This is a genomic window from Desulfopila aestuarii DSM 18488 (genome assembly GCF_900143695.1).
Lineage (GTDB): Bacteria > Desulfobacterota > Desulfobulbia > Desulfobulbales > Desulfocapsaceae > Desulfopila > Desulfopila aestuarii.
Map to the genome: position 1 here is coordinate 107,149 of NZ_FRFE01000002.1, position 17,374 is coordinate 124,522.

Below are 17,374 nucleotides of genomic sequence, written 5' to 3' on the forward strand. Positions count from 1 at the left end.
GTTGAAGTAATTTTCAATAAAAATTGCCACAAGAAATCTGACAATTGTGGAATAGTTTAAAAACGGACGCTGGCCAAGCTATGACGTTCTCCTTAAGGTAAGGAGCACCTCGGTGTTTTCCATGGCTATTGTGAACCTTATTTGAAGGATGTTGAGCATGATGTCAATTAACTCGTTTCCAAAACAAGATGGTATTTTGGATAATCTGGCCAGCATCGTTCTATCTCAAAGGCACTATGCTTGTCATTTTAATTTTTCATTTGCAATTATTGTTAGGAAGCACCCGATAAATGCCCATATTCCTTGACAGGTATCTCTTAGGGTTGGTAATTTATTTTTTGAGATATTGAGTTCATTCTTTGAATTATCTTTTTTCTGTTATCTGTTAGCAATATCTTCAAATGCTGCTATTGTCATTCTGGTAGCAGTGGTATGCATTCTCGGCAGGTCCTCACGGATCTATGTAATGATTGCCCATGAATGTTCTCACTTTGACACTATTGAGAGTACACCATGATGGGGAAAAAGGTTCTTTCTGTATTGCGTGTCTCGCTAGCAGGGTCTCTGTTGTTAACCATGCCTGACATCTGCATCAGTGAAACGGTTGATACGACAACACAGGAAAAAGAGAAACTCCTTGAAAGTATCGAGATGCAACGCCGAGAATTGGAGAAGCAAAAACAGGCAATGCTGGAGCAAACACAGCAATTCCATCAGTATCAACAACAAATGGCAAAACAGTTGGCAGACCAGCAGCAACGAATAGATGAACTCACTGCCTTGGTCAGCCCTCAAAGAAAAAGAGACGGTTCTGCGACAGACAGCCCTGAGAAACAATCGCCCCAAAAAACTGCAGCAACACCAACTAAAGAGCAATTGGCTAACAGCTCACAAGGTATTCAACCAGTGGGTAAACCACCGGAAGAATCTGAGGCAAAGCGTCCGCTCGATGTTTCGTCCATATTTGATCAACCAGGTGTGTTGACTCCTAAAGGTTCTCTCAACCTGGAGCCATCTTTTATGTACTCCTATTCTTCAAGCGATCAACTATCTCTTGTCGGATATACAATAATTCCTGCTATAACTATTGGTTTGATTGATGTACGCAGAATATCCCGCGATACATTTGTTGCCGGCATAACTGCTCGCTACGGTTTGACAAATCGCTTGGAAATCGAGGGGAGGATACCTTATGTGTATAGATATGAGGAGGCATCGACAAGCCCCTTTGCTACAGACAGCAACGTTGCCCATTCCTCAACAGATGGATATGGTCTCGGTGACATCGATATGGCGGTTCGTTATCAGTTGAATCGGCAGGAGGTGGGTGGCCCGTCATTTATCGCCAGCCTCCGAGTTAAAAGTGATACCGGCACAAGCCCGTTTGATGTCGAATATGATCCGGAAACACTTTTATATACTGAATCACCGACTGGGTCGGGGTTCTGGGGGATTCAGCCGGGAATCACGTTTATTTATCCATCTGATCCTGCCGTCTTTTTTGGAAGTCTCAGCTATACATGGAATGTTGAAAGAGATATTGGTGTGGTTGACGGTGTATACTTCGGAGATTTCGATCCAGGTGATTTCTATGGATTCAGCTTTGGTATGGGGTTGGCACTCAACGAAAAAGCGTCGTTCAGTCTCGGATATGATCATACAATCGTAATGAAAAACAAGATTGATGGTAATACAATTGATGACGAGGTGGATGTCCAGCTCGGTATTCTTATGATAGGCTACTCCTATCTCGTTCGCGATGATTTGAGTGTCGTTGTTTCGCTGGGGCTTGGAATTACAGAGGCCGCTCCCGATGCACAAATCACCATCAAGGTACCGTGTAATATATTTTAACGACCTGGAAGGGAGAAATGGGATTAAATGGGAAATTGACCCTTGAGGCAGAGAACCCATTTGTGAACCGCATAACTCAGATCTATAATCGATTCTCAGGTGCTCCATTTAGTTCAAGCAGGCTTCCGAACAAAGTGACCAAAAGGAGAACTTCTGGTAGGGAAATTTTGAGAGTGATGAACCACAGAAGGAAATAGCCATTGGCGACTGTAAACAAATGGCCTTGGTTTCTTCTGTCACTTGGCATGGGGTCGCATCATCTTCTGGCGGCCATATTGAGTTGTTGAATTGCATTGATCGTATTCAACTGCCGTGTCAGAGATAAACTGTTTACAGATGCGTTTATCACGGTGATTTTGTCGATAATACGCTGATCAAGACTGTTTTGAATGACAGTTGTCAGTTGAGATTGAATTTTTTCGGCACTTATGGGAAGCGATGAAGAGGTGCCTGTCTGCCTTGCGAGCATTCCTGCAATTGATGAAGTATTGATGCTTGTCGCTACCTTAAGGATGCCATCGATCAAAACTGCCTGTTCTATGCCAAAGGATATTTCGAGACCATCACCGGAAGTAAAACCTCCCCGCATTACATCAAGCTCCGCATCCGTTGCGATTTCTGCTTGAAGATTCAGAACCAATTCTGCCTGGCCCACAAAAGGATACATTGTGAATAGGGCGATTTGAAAGATAACCAGCCAACTCCAGAGTGCTTTATTCTTCCTATTGGCATGCATGCGTATCCCCATCCTTAAAACTCATTTTTCCCTCGTAGCGTGAGAGCAATATTAGAATCTCTTTGTTGTCGCAAAACAAATTGCATGGGTGGCCCTGGATTTACCGCCCATTCATGTCTGAGATTGAAGTATTGTTTTGCCACATCCGATTTATTGCGAATTATAAATAATAAACCACCCCACATTGATTCAAATTTTTCTCGATCAACTCGATGTATGCCGCTGGAAGGATCCCCCAATAAAACTTCGGTTGAGGTGACACCTTTGATAACGACAAAATGTGAATAATTTTTTTGTGTTATAAGGACAATTGCCGGGATCCCTACTTCCTGCAGTTTGTCCAGGGGCGCTTTGAAACCGTCGGCTTTATATCCTCGACGATTCAGATAGTTTTTCATGTCAAGTAATGAAAAACCTTCTTTTCGTATTTTATCTTTGTTCCCGATTTCATACATTGAGGTGAAGATTTCATCTTCACTGACAGGGTCGTCATAATGGAATGTCAGTAGTGTCGCAACAGCGGCCGACCCGCAACTAAAGTCATACTGCTGCCTGAGAATAGTCTTGTAGCGTGCTTCTTTTTGGCTGGTTGCTTTAATTGCTATGCTTACTCCTGATGCACCGGGAATCATAACGGTTCCGGCATGAGCTATCACAACCGAAATGAATAACACCAGCACTGTTAGAGGGATAACTGATTTTGTTGTCATAAGGTATTAATCGAGTCGAACATTGAGAATGAGTGCACTGTTAATAATTACCTGGTTCCCGGAATTCTGGATTACTGTTGATATTCCGTTTGCATTGGCAAAGGCACCACTAGTTAGGACATTTATCCCTGTCGTGGTGGACTGGAGAACATTGTTCTCCAACTCAGAATTCAAATTCATTCTGTTTATAAGCATATTGATATTGTCAATATCAATGTTCTGGCCGCCACTGAGTGCACTGAGATCCTCACCTGAAACAGGCTTGCCAAAAAAATCAGCTATGACATTTTCCGGTGGTAATGCAGAGGTTTCCCAAGCCCACACGGAACTATCTACAAGGCTGGTCAAAAATAAAAACAGACAGCAAAACGTTCTCGTTTTTGATATACGCATGCCTTCACCATGTGATGATGATTTTCCGTTTTAAGCTATTTGATAGCGATTTATCTACTATAACTGTCACGATTCCTGAGAGTCTTGACGCTTGATTCCCAGGAATCGTGTTTACAGATGGTCAGCAGACAGTCTTAGAAGGACTACGCTAATACATTATGGCGTTTGCGCCGGATAGACATTCGCCTGAACATTAACCGACTGCTGGGTTAAGGCATGATAACCGGTATTCATCGATACGTTGGTGATGCCGGCGGCATTGCTGAATGATCCGTTATCGACAGTGTTTGCCCCTGTATACAGAGTTGCTTTCTTGCCGACATCGAAAGCAGCCCCCGTTACTGTTCCGTCCAGCTCGCTAATTGCAACTGCCACACCTATATCACCGACTGTTAAGGAGAGACTGTTGTCAGTATTTTGAGAGTCAGTAATAGTGGTATCATTACTCATATCATTACCATTGAATGAGTCAGCAACGTTGGTGCTGTTGTCAGTACTCATATCGTTACCATTAAATGAGTCCGCTACGTTCGTACTGTTATCGGTATTGCCTGAGTCTGTAGCAGTCATACTGGTATCCGTGTTGCCAAAATCAGATGCGGTAATGCTGTTGTCAGTATTACCGGAATCGGCGATGCTGGTATTTATACTGTTATCAGTATTGCCAGAATCAGTCGCGGTAGCGGTCATAGTGGTGTCGGTATTACCAAAATCAGACGCGGTCACACTGTTGTCCGTATTACCAGAATCGGTAGCGGTAGCGGTCATGGTGGTGTCGGTATTACCAAAATCAGACGCGGTCACACTGTTGTCCGCCTTGTAGGAATCATTGATGCTTGCGTCGGTATTTCCCGAATCGGTTGCTGTCATTGTAGTTGCTGTATCGGTATTACCGAAATCGGTTGCTGTCATGGTGGTAGCTGTGTCAGTATTACCGAAGTCAGACGCTGCCACACTGTTATCCGTATTGCCAGAATCGGTCGCAGTAGCGGTCATGGTGGTGTCAGTATTGCCTGAATCGGTAAGGTTTGTGCTCAAATCATTACCTGCGGCAACGTTAGAACCTTCCGTGGCCCCGATACTGCCATTGTCTGTGATCGGGTTAACCTGTGCAGTTTGAGAATCTGTCACCTCCGTAGCTGTATTGGTGGGATTTGCCAGGACTAATGATGCCGAACTCAGAGCGAAGGCAACGACCATGGCTTGAACAACTCTTTTTGAGTACACACATTTTTTCATGATTTCTCCTCCCAGGTTTTTGTTTTTTTCAGACTTCCAAAGGCACAATGCCATCGGCGGACGCTTTAACAATGCAATTTCAGGTCCTTTTAAGCATTTTTTCGCAAAACACTTGTACCATTTGAATGTTAGGCGACATTCCCAGCATGTCGTACTAGTTGAGGTTTTCGGCATACCGGAATGCCCCATTCAGAAGTCAGGAAAAACCAACAACAAACGAAACATATCATTTTATTTCAGTATCTTATTAATCTTCTTATGCTAGTTTAGAAAATTGTCTGAAAGAAAATTTCACCTGGATTGCTAGCGAGTATTCACACCTAAGGGCTTCTTTTCTTTTTTGATATTAAGCCAAACACCAATGCAGGTAGATATTCGATAGGGGCTTGTTTATTCAGGGTTCAGTAAATCCAGGATGCATGTGCTGACGTGTCGATTAAAATGTAAGTAGATTATATCTTCGATACCGAATGTGTGTTTCAAACCTTCATTGTGTTATCAAGCAATACTGGAACGTCAAATGGTATGATTGTGAAAGTAATACTTGTATTTGTTTGGTTATGTAACAAATTCCGTGTATTCGGAATGAGTAGAAATATTCCAAGTGTTCCTTCTCCTGAAAATTATTCTGGTGGCTTTGATAGTATTATAGCTTAACATATAGCATGTAGAAGGCATGACAATCTCTCCAATTCGTTGATTTAGGACAACTATACTGGCAAACAACAGGTAACCCTTGATAGATCTGACTCATGCGTAAAAAGGGTAAATACGGTCATGACCAGAAGAAAATACATTCAAAAAATGGTTCAAGCCTTCCAGGCCGCCATGGCATGGAATCTCCTTGCCGGCTGCAGTCTGCCACGAGCTGGCAACCTGACGGTCACGGAGAAGGACCTGCATTACCGCCCGCTGAATGGCAGACGGATGGTTGATCTGGTACAAGCCAGAATTCATCATGGACCAAACCGCTTTCTCAGCCCATTCAGCAATCTCGACCGCCGTAACTCGCTGCGAGTGCTTCGCTGGAAACTCTTCTCCACCAATACGCATCGACAACATTATGATTCAGAGCAGGTGCAACCGGTAAACATCGACTGGCAGTCGATCCGCACAGGCAATGATCTCTCTGTTACCCTCATCAAACACGCTGGTATCCTTATCAAGGATCAGGACACCTATCTGCTTATCGATCCGGTTTTTCGAAAAATATTCTGGTTTATTGAGGACTTCACTCCACTCAATGGTAACCTGAAGGATATGCCGAAAATTGATCACGTATTGCTGACCCATGGTCATTATGATCACATCGATGTCGATTCTCTGACCCAGCTCGACCCCACAACCCACGCCATATTGCCTCTGGGTTACAATGATATCTTTGACGGTCTCGGCATGCGCAACAGGCATCACCTCGACTGGTTTGAGAGTTACCACTCCAACGGCCAGGAGATTATTTTTGTGCCCTGCAACCATTGGACTATGCGTAACCCCTTCATTGGACCAAATACAGGACTTTGGGGATCCTATATCATTCGTACAAAATCAGGAGCAACCATCTACATCGCTGGAGATACCGGCTATTTTGATGGTTTTACCGAACTTGGTGAGATGTACGATATAGACCTGGCGATATTCAATCTCGGTGCCTACGAACCTCGATGGTTCATGGCTCCAAGTCATATGAATCCAGAGGAGACATACAGGGCATTTCAAGAATTAGGTGCCCGCAATCTCATGTTAGCTCACTGGGGCACGTTCCGACTGGGCGATGAGCCCGTCCATTTTCCACCCATTGATATGCAGCGTGTCCTGGCTGAAAACATGGTGGAAGAGCAATTCATACACATCAATCACGGCCAGACCGTTATCTACGGTTAACAACAAGGAAACATCGGGCCATGGCAGTCACATCGCTCCTGTTGCCCTGAAACAACTTGCAGAAAAGCATCATTGTTCATAAGCTTAGATAAATTCCTCATTACACAAGCATCAGCCTGCAAACACCTCTTCAATCTTACGCCCAAGGTGAATATATGGCCGAAAAAAAAATCACCTTATACAGCCTCACCACTTGTACGTTTTGTCAAGCGGTCAAGAAAATGCTGGATGATCTTGACGTCACATTCGAATGTATCCAGGCTGATGAGCTTCCTGACAAAGAAAAAAAAGAAGTTATACAAGAACTCAGGAAAGTTAATCCACAATGTTCGTTTCCTACCGTTGTTATTGATGATGCAGTTATCGTTGGCTATAAAATTCAGGAAATAAAAGAAACCATTGGTATCCGTACCGAAGTCGACGATCTTTACGACCTGCTCAAAAAAGTGAATGAGCCGAAAGGTTATTTTTTGAATGGCAATAAAGAAAAAACCTTTGAGCTTTTGCGAAGCCTCCTCACCAACAAGAAACGTTACGGGTATATGGCCTGCCCTTGTCGACTCGCATCTGGAGTTCGGGCAAATGATCGTGATATCATTTGCCCGTGTACCTATCGTGAACCTGATATTGCTGAATATGGTAGTTGCTTTTGTTCTCTTTACGTATCCGCAGACTGGTACACTGCCAAGATTGAGCGTAAGGAAGTTCCCGAACGAAGGCCCCCTGAACTCTACGAAGCCTGAATCTTCATCTGCGTCTGCTGCCTGGCAGTTATATATCAATAAGCTCCAGTCACAGACAACTTTCTAACATCTTTTTGAAGCCTCCACCTTGCGCTTTCCTGACAACTATCTATCGTATTAGGGGCAATCTTCACATGAGGTATATAGCTGCATGTGCTTGCATGAGAGTGGAGAAGAGCCTCTTACCCAACAGCTCTTTTTTAATTCATCCTTCAACATGGAGAAAATCATGAAAGGTGAAATTATTTCGAAAGAATTCCAAAAAATGGTGTGGGTTCAGGACAAAGATGGAAAAGAGTATGCATGCTACATTGACGACCTGAAACAGATAAAAAAGAAGGAAGATCTTACCGAGGACGAAAAAGCAAAATGCCTGGATCTCAGTGAGGTTCTTGGCGATAGCTGGTAGTTTCCAATCCATCGCTTGTGACATTCCAAAAATGTGATCGAAAGAATCGTCACATAAAAATATCTGACGTTACATCCACAACTCGTAACCCTCGTTATTCCAAAACCATAACGAGGGTTATGCCTTTTTCACACCTATCAGATTGAACATGCCTTCCCCGCCATATCACCAGACATCAATGCCCATTGCAAACCAGGCAGGCTCTGATATTCGCCACATATTCTGATACTCTTGCTGATAGCTTCCGGGAGATGGTACGGATTGTATGTTGGTGGAGACTGGTCTGGCAAGGCATGTTCAATCTGGTAGGTGCGGATATGTTCCCATTCATTAACCGCAGCTCCAAACCATTCACGGCACTGGTTTCGCACATCGACTTCCAGGTTAGCGCTATGTCGAAACACATCATCAACCACAACAACGGCGATGAGCGTCTTTCCGGCAGGAGCATACTGGGGCGCAACCAGGCTTGGAAAGGCAATATTATTTATCGGTCCACGGTTATCCCCGTTTAACAACAAGAAGGGTTCGTCAAAAGGTGGTGTCCAGTCGCTTGCGTAATAAAGACAGCTTTCACCAACGGATTGATGTGATTTCTGTGCCGGCAGTATATGCTGCAAAACCGGTTCTGGCGTCGCTACGACAATCTGATCTCCTTCAACAGTGCTCCCGTCATCCAATGTCACTGAACCATCTCTGACGTCAGTGACCTTGCGGTTAAACTGTAGTACATCCTTTTCTAAAGACTCTGCGATCTGTTGAGGAATTTCAGCCATCCCCAAGGCTGGCAATGCGGCGTCTCCAGTGGCAAAGAGGCGAAAGATATACTTGAGGATCCTGTTTGAGGCATTGATATTTTTATCAAGACAGGCACCGGCAAAAAACGGGACAAAAAACGACTGAATAAATTTGTCGGAAAATCCACACCTTTTAAGGTATTCGTTGGTCTTTTCTTCAGGTTGCGTAAATATGTCTTGAAATGGTCGATGTAATACATGATAGGCAAGTTTTAACATAGCGAGCCTATCGCTGAAACTGCCGACAGGTGACACCAGCGTAGAAAGTATATGGCGTGGATGATGTCGAGGTTCAGCAATCACATGAAAGCGACCCTGAAGGCGGACGGCTACACCTGCAGGGAATTTTCGCAACTGCAGCCTGTCGATATCGATAAACTCGGCAATATCCGGATAGCCGGTCTGCACAACCTGGAACCCTCGATCAAGCCGAAACCCATCCACTATGTCTGTTTGTATTCGTCCACCAATCTGGTTACTTGCTTCAAGAATTGTGTAGGAAAGATTCTTCTGCTGAAGCACTCTTGCACATGCCAGCCCAGCCACTCCAGCCCCTACAATCACGACATCATATTTCATGCTTTGCCCTCACCGGCTTTGTCATGTTTCCAGCAGCTAAAATAGATGACCAGAGGCCACAGAACCGCCCATATCCCGGCCAAGATCACCACTGAAGAAAAGAGCGTCAGGTTAAATTGCATTGCACCGAGTCGCTCCCCAGCCCAGTAAGCCAGCGGCCCACCGAGAGCACCGAACAGTGCAGAGAGCAGATAGCGGCCTTGCATCCAGGCCAGACTGTGATGGACCAATGTTGCCAGAGCCAGCCAGATGACTGCCAGCCAAAACGGAATTGGCCAGCCGGTATCGTTGGTAAAGCTGAAAAAACCTGTTGCCAACAAGGTTCCGTCAATCAACATCCCGGCAATAAGCAGCAATGCCATCATTTTTATGTCGACCAAGCGCTTCTTCGAGATCACCAGGTGTAACAGTACCAGCACAAAAGCCAACATCCCGCCACTATTGCCGCCCAGCACGCACAGAAACCAGACAAACTGGTACAAAGCGATATTGGCAACCGACCTCAAGATCATAGCAATCGCACCCGGTGTTCCGGACGGGTAGCGACCAGGTGGACGACACTGATCGATCGTTCCATAAACCCACCCTGGCAATAGCAGAGATAGTACTCCCAAAGGCGACGAAAACGCTCATCATAGCCCTTTTCGCGTAGCTCGGGATAGGCTCGGAGAAAACGGCGGCGCCAGTCCCCTAGCGTGCGCGCATAATGGTGGCCGAAATCCTCAACGTGGCGAACAACCATATCGGTCCTTCGGGTCAGACAGTCGATCATCCGGGTAAGCGATGGTACATGACCGCCAGGGAATATATGGGTCTGAATGAAGTCAACTGATCGAATATACTGCTCATACTTCTGATCCCGAATAGTGATCGCCTGCAGCAGCATTGTCCCATTTTCATGGAGCAACTCACCGCATTTTTGAAAAAAATCCGGCAAGAACTCATGACCGACGGCCTCGATCATCTCGATACTGACCAGCTTGTCGAAGCGGCCGCTCAACTGCCGATAGTCCTGCTTCAACAGCGTAATACGATCAGTCAGGCCGGCGGCAGCAATCCGTCGGGCCGCCTCCTCGTACTGGGCATCGGAAATCGTCGTTGTCGTTACGTGGCAGCCATAGTTGGCCGCAGCATGGATCGCAAAAGCGCCCCACCCCGTACCAATCTCAACAATACGATCGCCAGGTTTAAGCGCCAGTTTTTGGCAAATTTGCTCGAGCTTATAGCGTGACGCCTCCTCAAGACTGCTGACAGGTTGCGGGTAGATCGCCGACGAATACATCATGGTCGAATCGAGAAAGGTGCTGTACATCTCGTTGCCGAGGTCATAATGAGCAAGGATGTTCCGGCGCGCCCGCTTCGGCGAGTTTGCCCGTAACAGGTGTCCGATCCGCCGAAATGTCTGGAAGAGTCGAGAAAACCCCCGGTCCATATCATCGAGCATCTCCATATTGAGAACCATGATCCGGGTCAGAGCGGTGAGATCGTCGCAATCCCAGAACCGATCGATATAACCATCGGCCGCGCCAATCGAACCGCCGAACAGCACCTGACGATAGACACGGGGATCATGGATTATCACCCGCGCCTGCAGCCCCTTATCGGGTCCGAAGGAGTTGACACTGCAGCCGTCGGTTATGGTAAGTTGGCCAAAGCGAATGCCTGCAAGCATCTTGAACAACGTTTTCTTTGCCCAGCGATCGAGAATGTTCATAGACGAGCTGGCGCTCGTACACTCCTCGCCGGTTGCGGTCGTGTTATTCATACGGCCTCCTTATGATACGGTACGTAGGGAATACCCTTAAGGTAGATTTTCAATGCCTGATAGTAGATACCTGCGACAATCCAGGCAGTCATTGCCGGTCTTTTGAACGTTTGTCGTCTGGCAGTGGCCAGGGTCAACGGCTCACGCTCAAGACGGAGGCGGGCGGCAAAGACATCGCCACGCTTATCCGAGACTTCAATAGCCACTCCGACCGTCTCGCCAGGCGGTTCAATCCGCCAGCGATATCGCTGGTCAATGGGATTGAATGGCGAGACGTGAAAAGCTTTTTCCTGGAATGGACTGAGGTTACCGTCCCCTACCAGATAGGCGTAGTGATGCCGTTCATTCCAGGGTGTGTTGGAAACCTCGGCGAGGAAATGACTTAATCCACCCTCGCTGTCAAAACCATAATAGAAATTCACCGGGCTGAAATAGAGCCCGAGAGTGCGCAGATTCATCAGTCCGCAGACCTGACCTGTAACGGGTTGGCCAGTGAGTTCTGCCATCCGCAAACGAACAGCATCACCAAGTGGAGTTGCCGGATCGCCCAGATAATCGGGACGATGGAACCGGTTTACCGCCCAGCGGTCAATAGCGAACCACCTGCCGAGATCGGGCAGGCGATCAAGTTCGTCGAGGTTGAGAAACCACATGAAAAACGGGTATTGAAATTTGTGCGGCCGAGGCAGATAGCGATGATGGGCCACCTCACCGATATAGAGTGCCGGTTTCATAACCTACCCTCCAGCATCTCGACCACCCGCATGCCGCTGACGACCCCATCCTCGTGGAATCCGTTTTGCCAATACGCCCCGCAGAAGTGAATGCGATCTGCTCCCGAAACCTCCTGCCATTGTTTTTGGGCCTTAATCGCCCCTAAGGAAAAGACCGGGTGGCGATAGTTAAAGCGGCGCAGGACATAGCGCTCGTCGATCGGTTGATTAAGGCTGACCAGATAGGTTTCTCTCGTATCAAACCCCTGCAGGATATTCATATTGTAGGTCAGGGCGGTTCGCTCTGCTGCGCCTTCGATCACCTGATAATTCCAGCTCGCCCAGGCCGATTGTCGGTGCGGCAACAGTCGCGTATCGGTATGGAGGATGACATCGTTGTCATTACAACGGAACTCCCCCAGCACACGGTTTTCGTTGGCTGTAGGCTCTGCGATCAGCTTTAGGGCCTGGTCGCCATGGCAGGCAAGAATTACCTGGTCGTAGGAATTAGTCTCGCCTCGGGCGGTGATTTCAACCGTCGACTCCCGCCGAACAACCCTCTCAACGGGGCTGGAAGTCCGGATCCGATCAGCGAAAGATGCACTGAGCGGCCCGAGATAACTGCTTGAGCCACCTGTAATCGTATACCACTGTGGCCGGTTGGTCAGATCAAGCAGCCCATGGTTATCGAAGAAACGGGCGAAAAACTGCAACGGAAAGTCGAGACAGCTGTCCAGCCCCATAGACCAGATGGCTGAAATCATCGGCAGCAGGTAATTATCACGAAACAACTGTGAATAACCTCCCGCCGCCAAGAATTCACCAATCGTCATACTCGCGTCGTTCTCCTTCTCCTTGCGAACCCGATTATTGAATCGGACAATTTCAGAAAGCAGCCGCCAGAAAGATGGCGAGACAAGGTTACGACGCTGGGCAAACAGTCCTGCCACGCTGCCACCACTGTACTCGAGCCCCTCACCATCGTTACGTACCGAGAAACTCATCTCCGTAGGCCTACGGGTAACACCCAACCTGTCCATAAGGGTGAGAAAGTGCGGATAAGTCCTGTCATTACAAACGATAAATCCAGTATCTACCCTGACCGTTTCGCCCCCCTGATCCACCGACACGGTGTGAGTATGGCCACCTATTCGTTCCTCGGCCTCGTACACAGTGAGATCGTGATGTGGAGCAAGATGATAGGCGCAGGTGAGTCCGGCGATACCACTGCCGATGATGGCTATCCGTTGTCGTCTCATTTTTTCACCATCCTTTTCGCGATGGGTAGCCACAACCCCCTCGGCAGCAGGCCGAATAGTTTCATGACCAGAGTAAATCGTTTGGGAAAATGGATCTCTTTTTTCCTCTCGGCAATTCCTTTACGAATACGGCGACTGGCCTCTTCAACCTCAATCCGCATCGGCATCGGGAAATCGTTGCGGTCCGTGAGCGGGGTACGGACAAAGCCGGGACTGACCAGGCTGACCGCAATGTTTTCCCGCGCAAGATCGACCCGCAATGTGTCGATCAGGTAAGCAACTGCAGCCTTGGAAGCCCCATATGCCTCAGCCCGGGGCAACGGCAAATAAGCCGCCGACGAGCCGACACCAACGAGGTGCGGTGCAGAAGACTGGCGCAGCAGCGGTAATACCCCTTCTATGGATATCGCCATGGATTCGACATTGGCACGCATCACCCGGGCAACCATTGCTGAGTCGAACTCCGGCAGATCGACGTATTCACAGGTACCGGCATTGAGAATGGCCAGATCGACAACTGTAAGAGTGGCAAAAAAATCCAAGGCCTGCGCCCGATCCGTAAGGTCAATCTGATGACTGGTCATGCCAAGAAGGTCCAGCTCTGCGAGTGCCTCCTCGTTTCGCCCTATAGCGATCACCTCATGACCATCCGCATTATAATCGAGGGCCAGCTGACGACCGATCCCGGAAGTTGCACCTGTTATCAGAATCTTCATGCCTGCATCCTCCTTTTCAAGGCCTTGACCACACCACCAAGGAGTGGCACATGTTCATAGAGCAGCGCGCCAAGGTCAAAATAATCCCTGTGATATTCCACCCGCCCAGAATCGGCAAAACGCAAGAAGCTGGTGCCCGGAACCGTAACGACTCGACCACCGTTCAACCGGGGATGCCGAAATAGCATCGACCATTGAACGTAACCCTGATTGCCAACCATCAATGGTTCGTGAAAGTCGAAGCGAATCTCACTGATATTGGCGTAAAGACCTGCAAAATAGGTCGTCAGCTGCTGCAGCCCCCGTATCTCATGGGCCGGGTCGACAAAAACAATATCTTCGGTGTAGATATCGGCCAGGAGATCGAGATTGCTGGCCTTCAGTTGTTGATAGGTTGCAAGAAAATGTTCCATAATCGCTCCCGGATATCGAGGTTATAGCTGTCTGGATAACAGCTGGTCTCGCAATTTCGTGTCGATAGGATTCTTTTCTCCAAGCCAGATGCCAAAGTACAATTCGGCAAACTGTGGCGATTCGACTGCCACCAGTTGTTGGGCGTTCAAGGCCAGGGAGGTAACTCCGCTTTTTGAATCATAGCACAGAAAATAACTATCACCAGGCTCAACATCCCTGTACGCCTGATGGAGCATATCAATTTCTGGTCGAACTGCCTCGATGGTCGCCTGATTATGCTGCTTAGCCATGATAGTTTCAGCCCCTTCGACGAAATGCTCAACCTTCAAGGACACATCATAATCCAGTTTGAGGCAGCGGGAGACGTCACTATCCAAAACTTGCTGAGTGCGGGCCTGTTCAGCATTCAGATACAGCGAAGCATCATAGACCTTGATGAGACCAAGGTAGCGAATCTCGCCACTCCCCACTCGAACCATTTCGGACGTGGCACCAATTGCCCACGTACAGGTTGCAGTAAATGCAAGGAAAAGAAACAGGATTATACGCGTCATGGCTGGACCTCCTTCAAGATCGATTGATCCTTCATAAAGGCAATTGTCACCTCTCCTACACGCAAGCCAAACTTACTCATGGTCGCTCGATTAAGGAGAACATGGTCAGGTTGCAGGAACATCCAGTCATCAAAATTGAGATTCCAGGTGCTGCCATCGACAACAAGGGCAAGTTGGTACTGCCAGTTCAATGCATTCCCGGCAGTGACACCAGTGGCTCGGCCAATAACGTCTGGAGCCTCGCCAACAAGTCGACTCGTCCCCTCTTGACGGCTGATGGTCCATATGCGGCTCGTCTTCTCACCATCGTTCCAGACAAATTGTTCGTCTAAAATCAGGTTACCGGCAGAATTTATAGTCCCGGTAATATCGACAACGAATTGTCTCTTCAGGCGACCACCTCTATCCTGAACAATGCCATACCCTCTGGTCGACCCGTCAAAATAGGCAAAAAGATCAAGTTTTGGTTGTAATCCGGCGTATTGCTGAACATCGTTACCCGCACAACCGGCCAGTAACAGCAACACAATTACTCTCAACATCATCCTCTTCATCTTTCCCTCCTGTCTGGTTGCGACACTAACGACCAGAAACGGTTGACTGTTAACTTCTAGTATGTCTTTAATCTAAGCAGTCAACGAGTCGGAGGTAATACTGATTTAATAAGGATATAATGATAGCTTATGCACCCATTCATTGGGTGTATAAAAACGTGCGTCAGATAAAGAACCTGATAATGCTGGTACTACAGAGCCTTTTGCCAAAGGTGCTTCACAAGAAAACGTGATGGAAAGACATATATTACCCCCAGAGATCCTGGATCATCTTTCGGCTCATATCGAGATATTTATCCTGCATATTCGGGTCGTTACAGAAAACTTCGAGGGTAATCGTACTGTTATAACCGGTTGCCTTTAATACTTTGACCGCATTCTGCCAATTCACGGATCCTACACCAAGCGGCATATGATCATCGGATCTGGACCGGTTGTCAGAAAAATGAACATGCTGAATGTGTTCTCCCAGTTCACGGCAAAATACCTCATGATTATCGACACCTAAATTTGAGTGACCGAAATCGAGATGCAATTGTAACCCATCAACTTCCTTCAGTAATATTTTAAAAGTGGAAACCCTGTCAAAAGGAGCTTTAAAGTTTTCAAATACCATTGTGAGCCCATATGATGCAGCCATCTCAACAATGGGTCGTAGTGCCTCTATATGGAATGAGACCAGATCTTTTCTCATAGCCGGCGGGCAAAAATAGCAGGGATGGATATTCATGACCCTGGCACCCAGGGCGGCAAATATCCCGGCACATCGCTCCAGCTCCTTTAAGCAAGCATCTCGTAGCCCCTGTATGGGATACGCATACGGCAGGCAGGGGTCGGTATGCCCCGTGATAGTGAGGCCATAGGAATCAAGGATCGGCCTCAATTTCTCAACATCAATGCTCGCGGCCTCAGGACCTTCAATGGTCAAATCCAAAAAGTCGAATCCATTGTTTCCACAGAACGTCGCCTCATCATAGACAGATTTTGACGGGTTGTTCATTACTCCAATTTTCATCGGCTTCCCCTTCTTTGGTGGGAACTCTTTCGAGGTGGCCTTTTACTTTCGCGGCGGTCATATTGATATTTTGACACCTGTATCGTCGCCGATTATGTCAAAAAGAGCAATCCGTCTTCTCAACTGATGAGCTTGATGCCATCGGTGCCGATCATGATCAACTTCTTTTTATAGAGGGACCCGATTGCTTTTTTAAAGGTCTTTTTACTCACACCAAACGTGGCGTAGATCTCTTCAGGAGGACTTTTATCGGTGAGGGTAACCAGTCCGTCATTCCCCTTCAGGGTATCAAGAATAGACTGTGAAATGTCATCAACATATTGATAGCCTGTCTGCTGCAACCGTAAGTCAATTTTAAGGTCTTCACGTATTTTTTTTACGTAGCCCTCAAGCCTCTGACCTATCTCAAGTGTCTGAAAGACTTCATTGTCATAGATCATGCCGACATGAGCCCCATTGACAACTGCACTGTAGCCAAGGTCTGTCCGGGCATAGATCAGAAGGTCGACCTTTTCGCCCTCTTCATATTTCGGAGGCTGAAGATCAAGAAATTTGTCGAGCTTTGAAGATGCTGTGATGCGATGTGTTTTATCGCTGAGAAAGACAAAGACAACATATGCGTTGCCTTTCCTCATGCTGTTTTGCTGCTCACTTTTGGGGACAAACAGGTCATCCTCAAGTCCCCATCCCAGGAAGGCGCCTGCAGTTGAAGTAGACACGACCCGCAATGTTGCAAATTCACCCACCATGACCGTTGGTTTATGAATGGTTGCCAGCAGGCGTTGTTCTTTATCTACATAGACAAAAACATCAAGCTCATCACCTGCGTGGTACCTTTTGCCGGAAAGCTTGCTGGTAAGAAGAATATCTCCCGATTCTCCACCATCAAGGTGAATGCCTTGTTCCTGCGAACGTTTTATTGAAAGCCTGTTGATTTTACCTATTTGTACCATTTCCCCTCTGTTTACTGCGTATGTGCCACTGAGGCATGAATTATACCAACCTTGTAGTTCGGTCACGTATAATACCTCATTTCTTTCAGA

19 protein-coding genes are annotated in these 17,374 nt (G+C 47.2%); 5 read left to right on the forward strand and 14 right to left on the reverse strand.

Annotated features, from left to right (window positions below; all coding sequences use genetic code 11):
• Positions 1-513 precede the first annotated feature (513 nt).
• Positions 514-1,854 (forward strand): transporter, encoded by a 1,341-nt coding sequence (locus BUF15_RS02255; protein ID WP_073611831.1) that lies wholly within the window; start codon positions 514-516, stop codon positions 1,852-1,854.
• Between the two features lie 256 nt (positions 1,855-2,110).
• Here BUF15_RS02255 and BUF15_RS02260 read toward each other — a convergent pair whose 3' ends face one another.
• On the reverse strand, positions 2,111-2,590 hold the full coding sequence (locus BUF15_RS02260; RefSeq protein WP_143170612.1) for a hypothetical protein: 480 nt from the start codon (positions 2,588-2,590) through the stop codon (positions 2,111-2,113).
• A 14-nt stretch (positions 2,591-2,604) separates the two neighbouring features.
• Positions 2,605-3,300, reverse strand: coding sequence for a C39 family peptidase (locus BUF15_RS02265; RefSeq protein ID WP_073611833.1), 696 nt, complete (start codon positions 3,298-3,300; stop codon positions 2,605-2,607).
• A gap of 28 nt (positions 3,301-3,328) precedes the next feature.
• Here BUF15_RS02265 and BUF15_RS26750 point away from each other — a divergent pair, with 28 nt between their 5' ends.
• Positions 3,329-3,727: a hypothetical protein gene (locus BUF15_RS26750; RefSeq protein ID WP_143170613.1), complete on the forward strand. Its 399-nt coding sequence runs from the start codon at positions 3,329-3,331 to the stop codon at positions 3,725-3,727.
• A gap of 122 nt (positions 3,728-3,849) precedes the next feature.
• Here BUF15_RS26750 and BUF15_RS02275 read toward each other — a convergent pair whose 3' ends face one another.
• Positions 3,850-4,932: a hypothetical protein gene (locus tag BUF15_RS02275; protein ID WP_073611835.1), complete on the reverse strand. Its 1,083-nt coding sequence runs from the start codon at positions 4,930-4,932 to the stop codon at positions 3,850-3,852.
• Between the two features lie 777 nt (positions 4,933-5,709).
• Between BUF15_RS02275 and BUF15_RS02280 the strand changes: the two genes are divergently transcribed.
• From BUF15_RS02280 to BUF15_RS02290, 3 genes are all read left to right on the forward strand, one after another.
• Positions 5,710-6,813: an MBL fold metallo-hydrolase gene (locus BUF15_RS02280; protein WP_073611836.1), complete on the forward strand. Its 1,104-nt coding sequence runs from the start codon at positions 5,710-5,712 to the stop codon at positions 6,811-6,813.
• A gap of 155 nt (positions 6,814-6,968) precedes the next feature.
• A complete protein-coding gene (locus tag BUF15_RS28205; RefSeq protein ID WP_073611837.1) occupies positions 6,969-7,556 on the forward strand; it encodes a ferredoxin-thioredoxin reductase catalytic domain-containing protein in 588 nt (195 codons plus the stop codon).
• Between the two features lie 229 nt (positions 7,557-7,785).
• Positions 7,786-7,965, forward strand: coding sequence for a hypothetical protein (locus BUF15_RS02290; protein WP_073612066.1), 180 nt, complete (start codon positions 7,786-7,788; stop codon positions 7,963-7,965).
• A gap of 137 nt (positions 7,966-8,102) precedes the next feature.
• Here the strand turns inward: BUF15_RS02290 and BUF15_RS02295 are convergent, their stop codons facing one another.
• The 11 genes from BUF15_RS02295 to BUF15_RS02345 form a co-directional block, all read right to left on the reverse strand.
• Positions 8,103-9,341: an NAD(P)/FAD-dependent oxidoreductase gene (locus BUF15_RS02295; RefSeq protein ID WP_073611838.1), complete on the reverse strand. Its 1,239-nt coding sequence runs from the start codon at positions 9,339-9,341 to the stop codon at positions 8,103-8,105.
• Positions 9,338-9,853 carry a DUF2878 domain-containing protein gene (locus tag BUF15_RS02300; protein WP_073611839.1) on the reverse strand — a complete coding sequence of 172 codons (516 nt, stop codon included), beginning with the start codon at positions 9,851-9,853 and terminating at the stop codon, positions 9,338-9,340. The genes BUF15_RS02295 and BUF15_RS02300 overlap by 4 nt, the downstream gene beginning before the upstream one ends.
• On the reverse strand, positions 9,850-11,106 hold the full coding sequence (locus BUF15_RS02305; protein WP_073611840.1) for an SAM-dependent methyltransferase: 1,257 nt from the start codon (positions 11,104-11,106) through the stop codon (positions 9,850-9,852). The genes BUF15_RS02300 and BUF15_RS02305 overlap by 4 nt, the downstream gene beginning before the upstream one ends.
• On the reverse strand, positions 11,103-11,840 hold the full coding sequence (locus tag BUF15_RS02310; RefSeq protein ID WP_073611841.1) for a DUF1365 domain-containing protein: 738 nt from the start codon (positions 11,838-11,840) through the stop codon (positions 11,103-11,105). Before BUF15_RS02310 ends, BUF15_RS02305 begins: the two co-directional genes overlap by 4 nt.
• On the reverse strand, positions 11,837-13,078 hold the full coding sequence (locus BUF15_RS02315) for an NAD(P)/FAD-dependent oxidoreductase (RefSeq protein WP_073611842.1): 1,242 nt from the start codon (positions 13,076-13,078) through the stop codon (positions 11,837-11,839). The genes BUF15_RS02310 and BUF15_RS02315 overlap by 4 nt, the downstream gene beginning before the upstream one ends.
• Positions 13,075-13,794 (reverse strand): SDR family NAD(P)-dependent oxidoreductase, encoded by a 720-nt coding sequence (locus tag BUF15_RS02320; protein ID WP_073611843.1) that lies wholly within the window; start codon positions 13,792-13,794, stop codon positions 13,075-13,077. The genes BUF15_RS02315 and BUF15_RS02320 overlap by 4 nt, the downstream gene beginning before the upstream one ends.
• Positions 13,791-14,207 (reverse strand): nuclear transport factor 2 family protein, encoded by a 417-nt coding sequence (locus tag BUF15_RS02325; protein WP_073611844.1) that lies wholly within the window; start codon positions 14,205-14,207, stop codon positions 13,791-13,793. Before BUF15_RS02325 ends, BUF15_RS02320 begins: the two co-directional genes overlap by 4 nt.
• 21 nt (positions 14,208-14,228) lie before the next feature.
• Positions 14,229-14,762, reverse strand: a complete 534-nt coding sequence (locus BUF15_RS02330) for a chalcone isomerase family protein (RefSeq protein WP_073611845.1) — start codon at positions 14,760-14,762, stop codon at positions 14,229-14,231.
• The gene (locus BUF15_RS02335) at positions 14,759-15,316 is read right to left on the reverse strand and encodes a DUF3833 domain-containing protein (protein ID WP_073611846.1); all 558 of its coding nucleotides are present in this window, start codon (positions 15,314-15,316) and stop codon (positions 14,759-14,761) included. Before BUF15_RS02335 ends, BUF15_RS02330 begins: the two co-directional genes overlap by 4 nt.
• A 247-nt stretch (positions 15,317-15,563) precedes the next feature.
• Entirely contained in the window at positions 15,564-16,331 is a 768-nt protein-coding gene (locus tag BUF15_RS02340; RefSeq protein ID WP_073611847.1) for a sugar phosphate isomerase/epimerase family protein, read from the reverse strand.
• Positions 16,332-16,450: 119 nt separating this feature from the next.
• Entirely contained in the window at positions 16,451-17,284 is an 834-nt protein-coding gene (locus tag BUF15_RS02345) for a CvfB family protein (RefSeq protein WP_073611848.1), read from the reverse strand.
• Positions 17,285-17,374: the final 90 nt, after the last annotated feature.

Excerpts from the sequence above, each read along its gene's own strand:
- BUF15_RS02255 (WP_073611831.1), top strand. The coding sequence starts at position 514 with ATGATGGGGAAAAAGGTTCTTTCTGTATTGCGTGTCTCGCTAGCAGGG.
- BUF15_RS02260 (WP_143170612.1), bottom strand. The coding sequence starts at position 2,590 with ATGCATGCCAATAGGAAGAATAAAGCACTCTGGAGTTGGCTGGTTATC.
- BUF15_RS02265 (WP_073611833.1), bottom strand. The coding sequence starts at position 3,300 with ATGACAACAAAATCAGTTATCCCTCTAACAGTGCTGGTGTTATTCATT.
- BUF15_RS26750 (WP_143170613.1), top strand. The coding sequence starts at position 3,329 with ATGAGTGCACTGTTAATAATTACCTGGTTCCCGGAATTCTGGATTACT.
- BUF15_RS02275 (WP_073611835.1), bottom strand. The coding sequence starts at position 4,932 with ATGAAAAAATGTGTGTACTCAAAAAGAGTTGTTCAAGCCATGGTCGTT.
- BUF15_RS02280 (WP_073611836.1), top strand. The coding sequence starts at position 5,710 with ATGACCAGAAGAAAATACATTCAAAAAATGGTTCAAGCCTTCCAGGCC.
- BUF15_RS28205 (WP_073611837.1), top strand. The coding sequence starts at position 6,969 with ATGGCCGAAAAAAAAATCACCTTATACAGCCTCACCACTTGTACGTTT.
- BUF15_RS02290 (WP_073612066.1), top strand. The coding sequence starts at position 7,786 with ATGAAAGGTGAAATTATTTCGAAAGAATTCCAAAAAATGGTGTGGGTT.
- BUF15_RS02295 (WP_073611838.1), bottom strand. The coding sequence starts at position 9,341 with ATGAAATATGATGTCGTGATTGTAGGGGCTGGAGTGGCTGGGCTGGCA.
- BUF15_RS02300 (WP_073611839.1), bottom strand. The coding sequence starts at position 9,853 with ATGATCTTGAGGTCGGTTGCCAATATCGCTTTGTACCAGTTTGTCTGG.
- BUF15_RS02305 (WP_073611840.1), bottom strand. The coding sequence starts at position 11,106 with ATGAATAACACGACCGCAACCGGCGAGGAGTGTACGAGCGCCAGCTCG.
- BUF15_RS02310 (WP_073611841.1), bottom strand. The coding sequence starts at position 11,840 with ATGAAACCGGCACTCTATATCGGTGAGGTGGCCCATCATCGCTATCTG.
- BUF15_RS02315 (WP_073611842.1), bottom strand. The coding sequence starts at position 13,078 with ATGAGACGACAACGGATAGCCATCATCGGCAGTGGTATCGCCGGACTC.
- BUF15_RS02320 (WP_073611843.1), bottom strand. The coding sequence starts at position 13,794 with ATGAAGATTCTGATAACAGGTGCAACTTCCGGGATCGGTCGTCAGCTG.
- BUF15_RS02325 (WP_073611844.1), bottom strand. The coding sequence starts at position 14,207 with ATGGAACATTTTCTTGCAACCTATCAACAACTGAAGGCCAGCAATCTC.
- BUF15_RS02330 (WP_073611845.1), bottom strand. The coding sequence starts at position 14,762 with ATGACGCGTATAATCCTGTTTCTTTTCCTTGCATTTACTGCAACCTGT.
- BUF15_RS02335 (WP_073611846.1), bottom strand. The coding sequence starts at position 15,316 with ATGAAGAGGATGATGTTGAGAGTAATTGTGTTGCTGTTACTGGCCGGT.
- BUF15_RS02340 (WP_073611847.1), bottom strand. The coding sequence starts at position 16,331 with ATGAAAATTGGAGTAATGAACAACCCGTCAAAATCTGTCTATGATGAG.
- BUF15_RS02345 (WP_073611848.1), bottom strand. The coding sequence starts at position 17,284 with ATGGTACAAATAGGTAAAATCAACAGGCTTTCAATAAAACGTTCGCAG.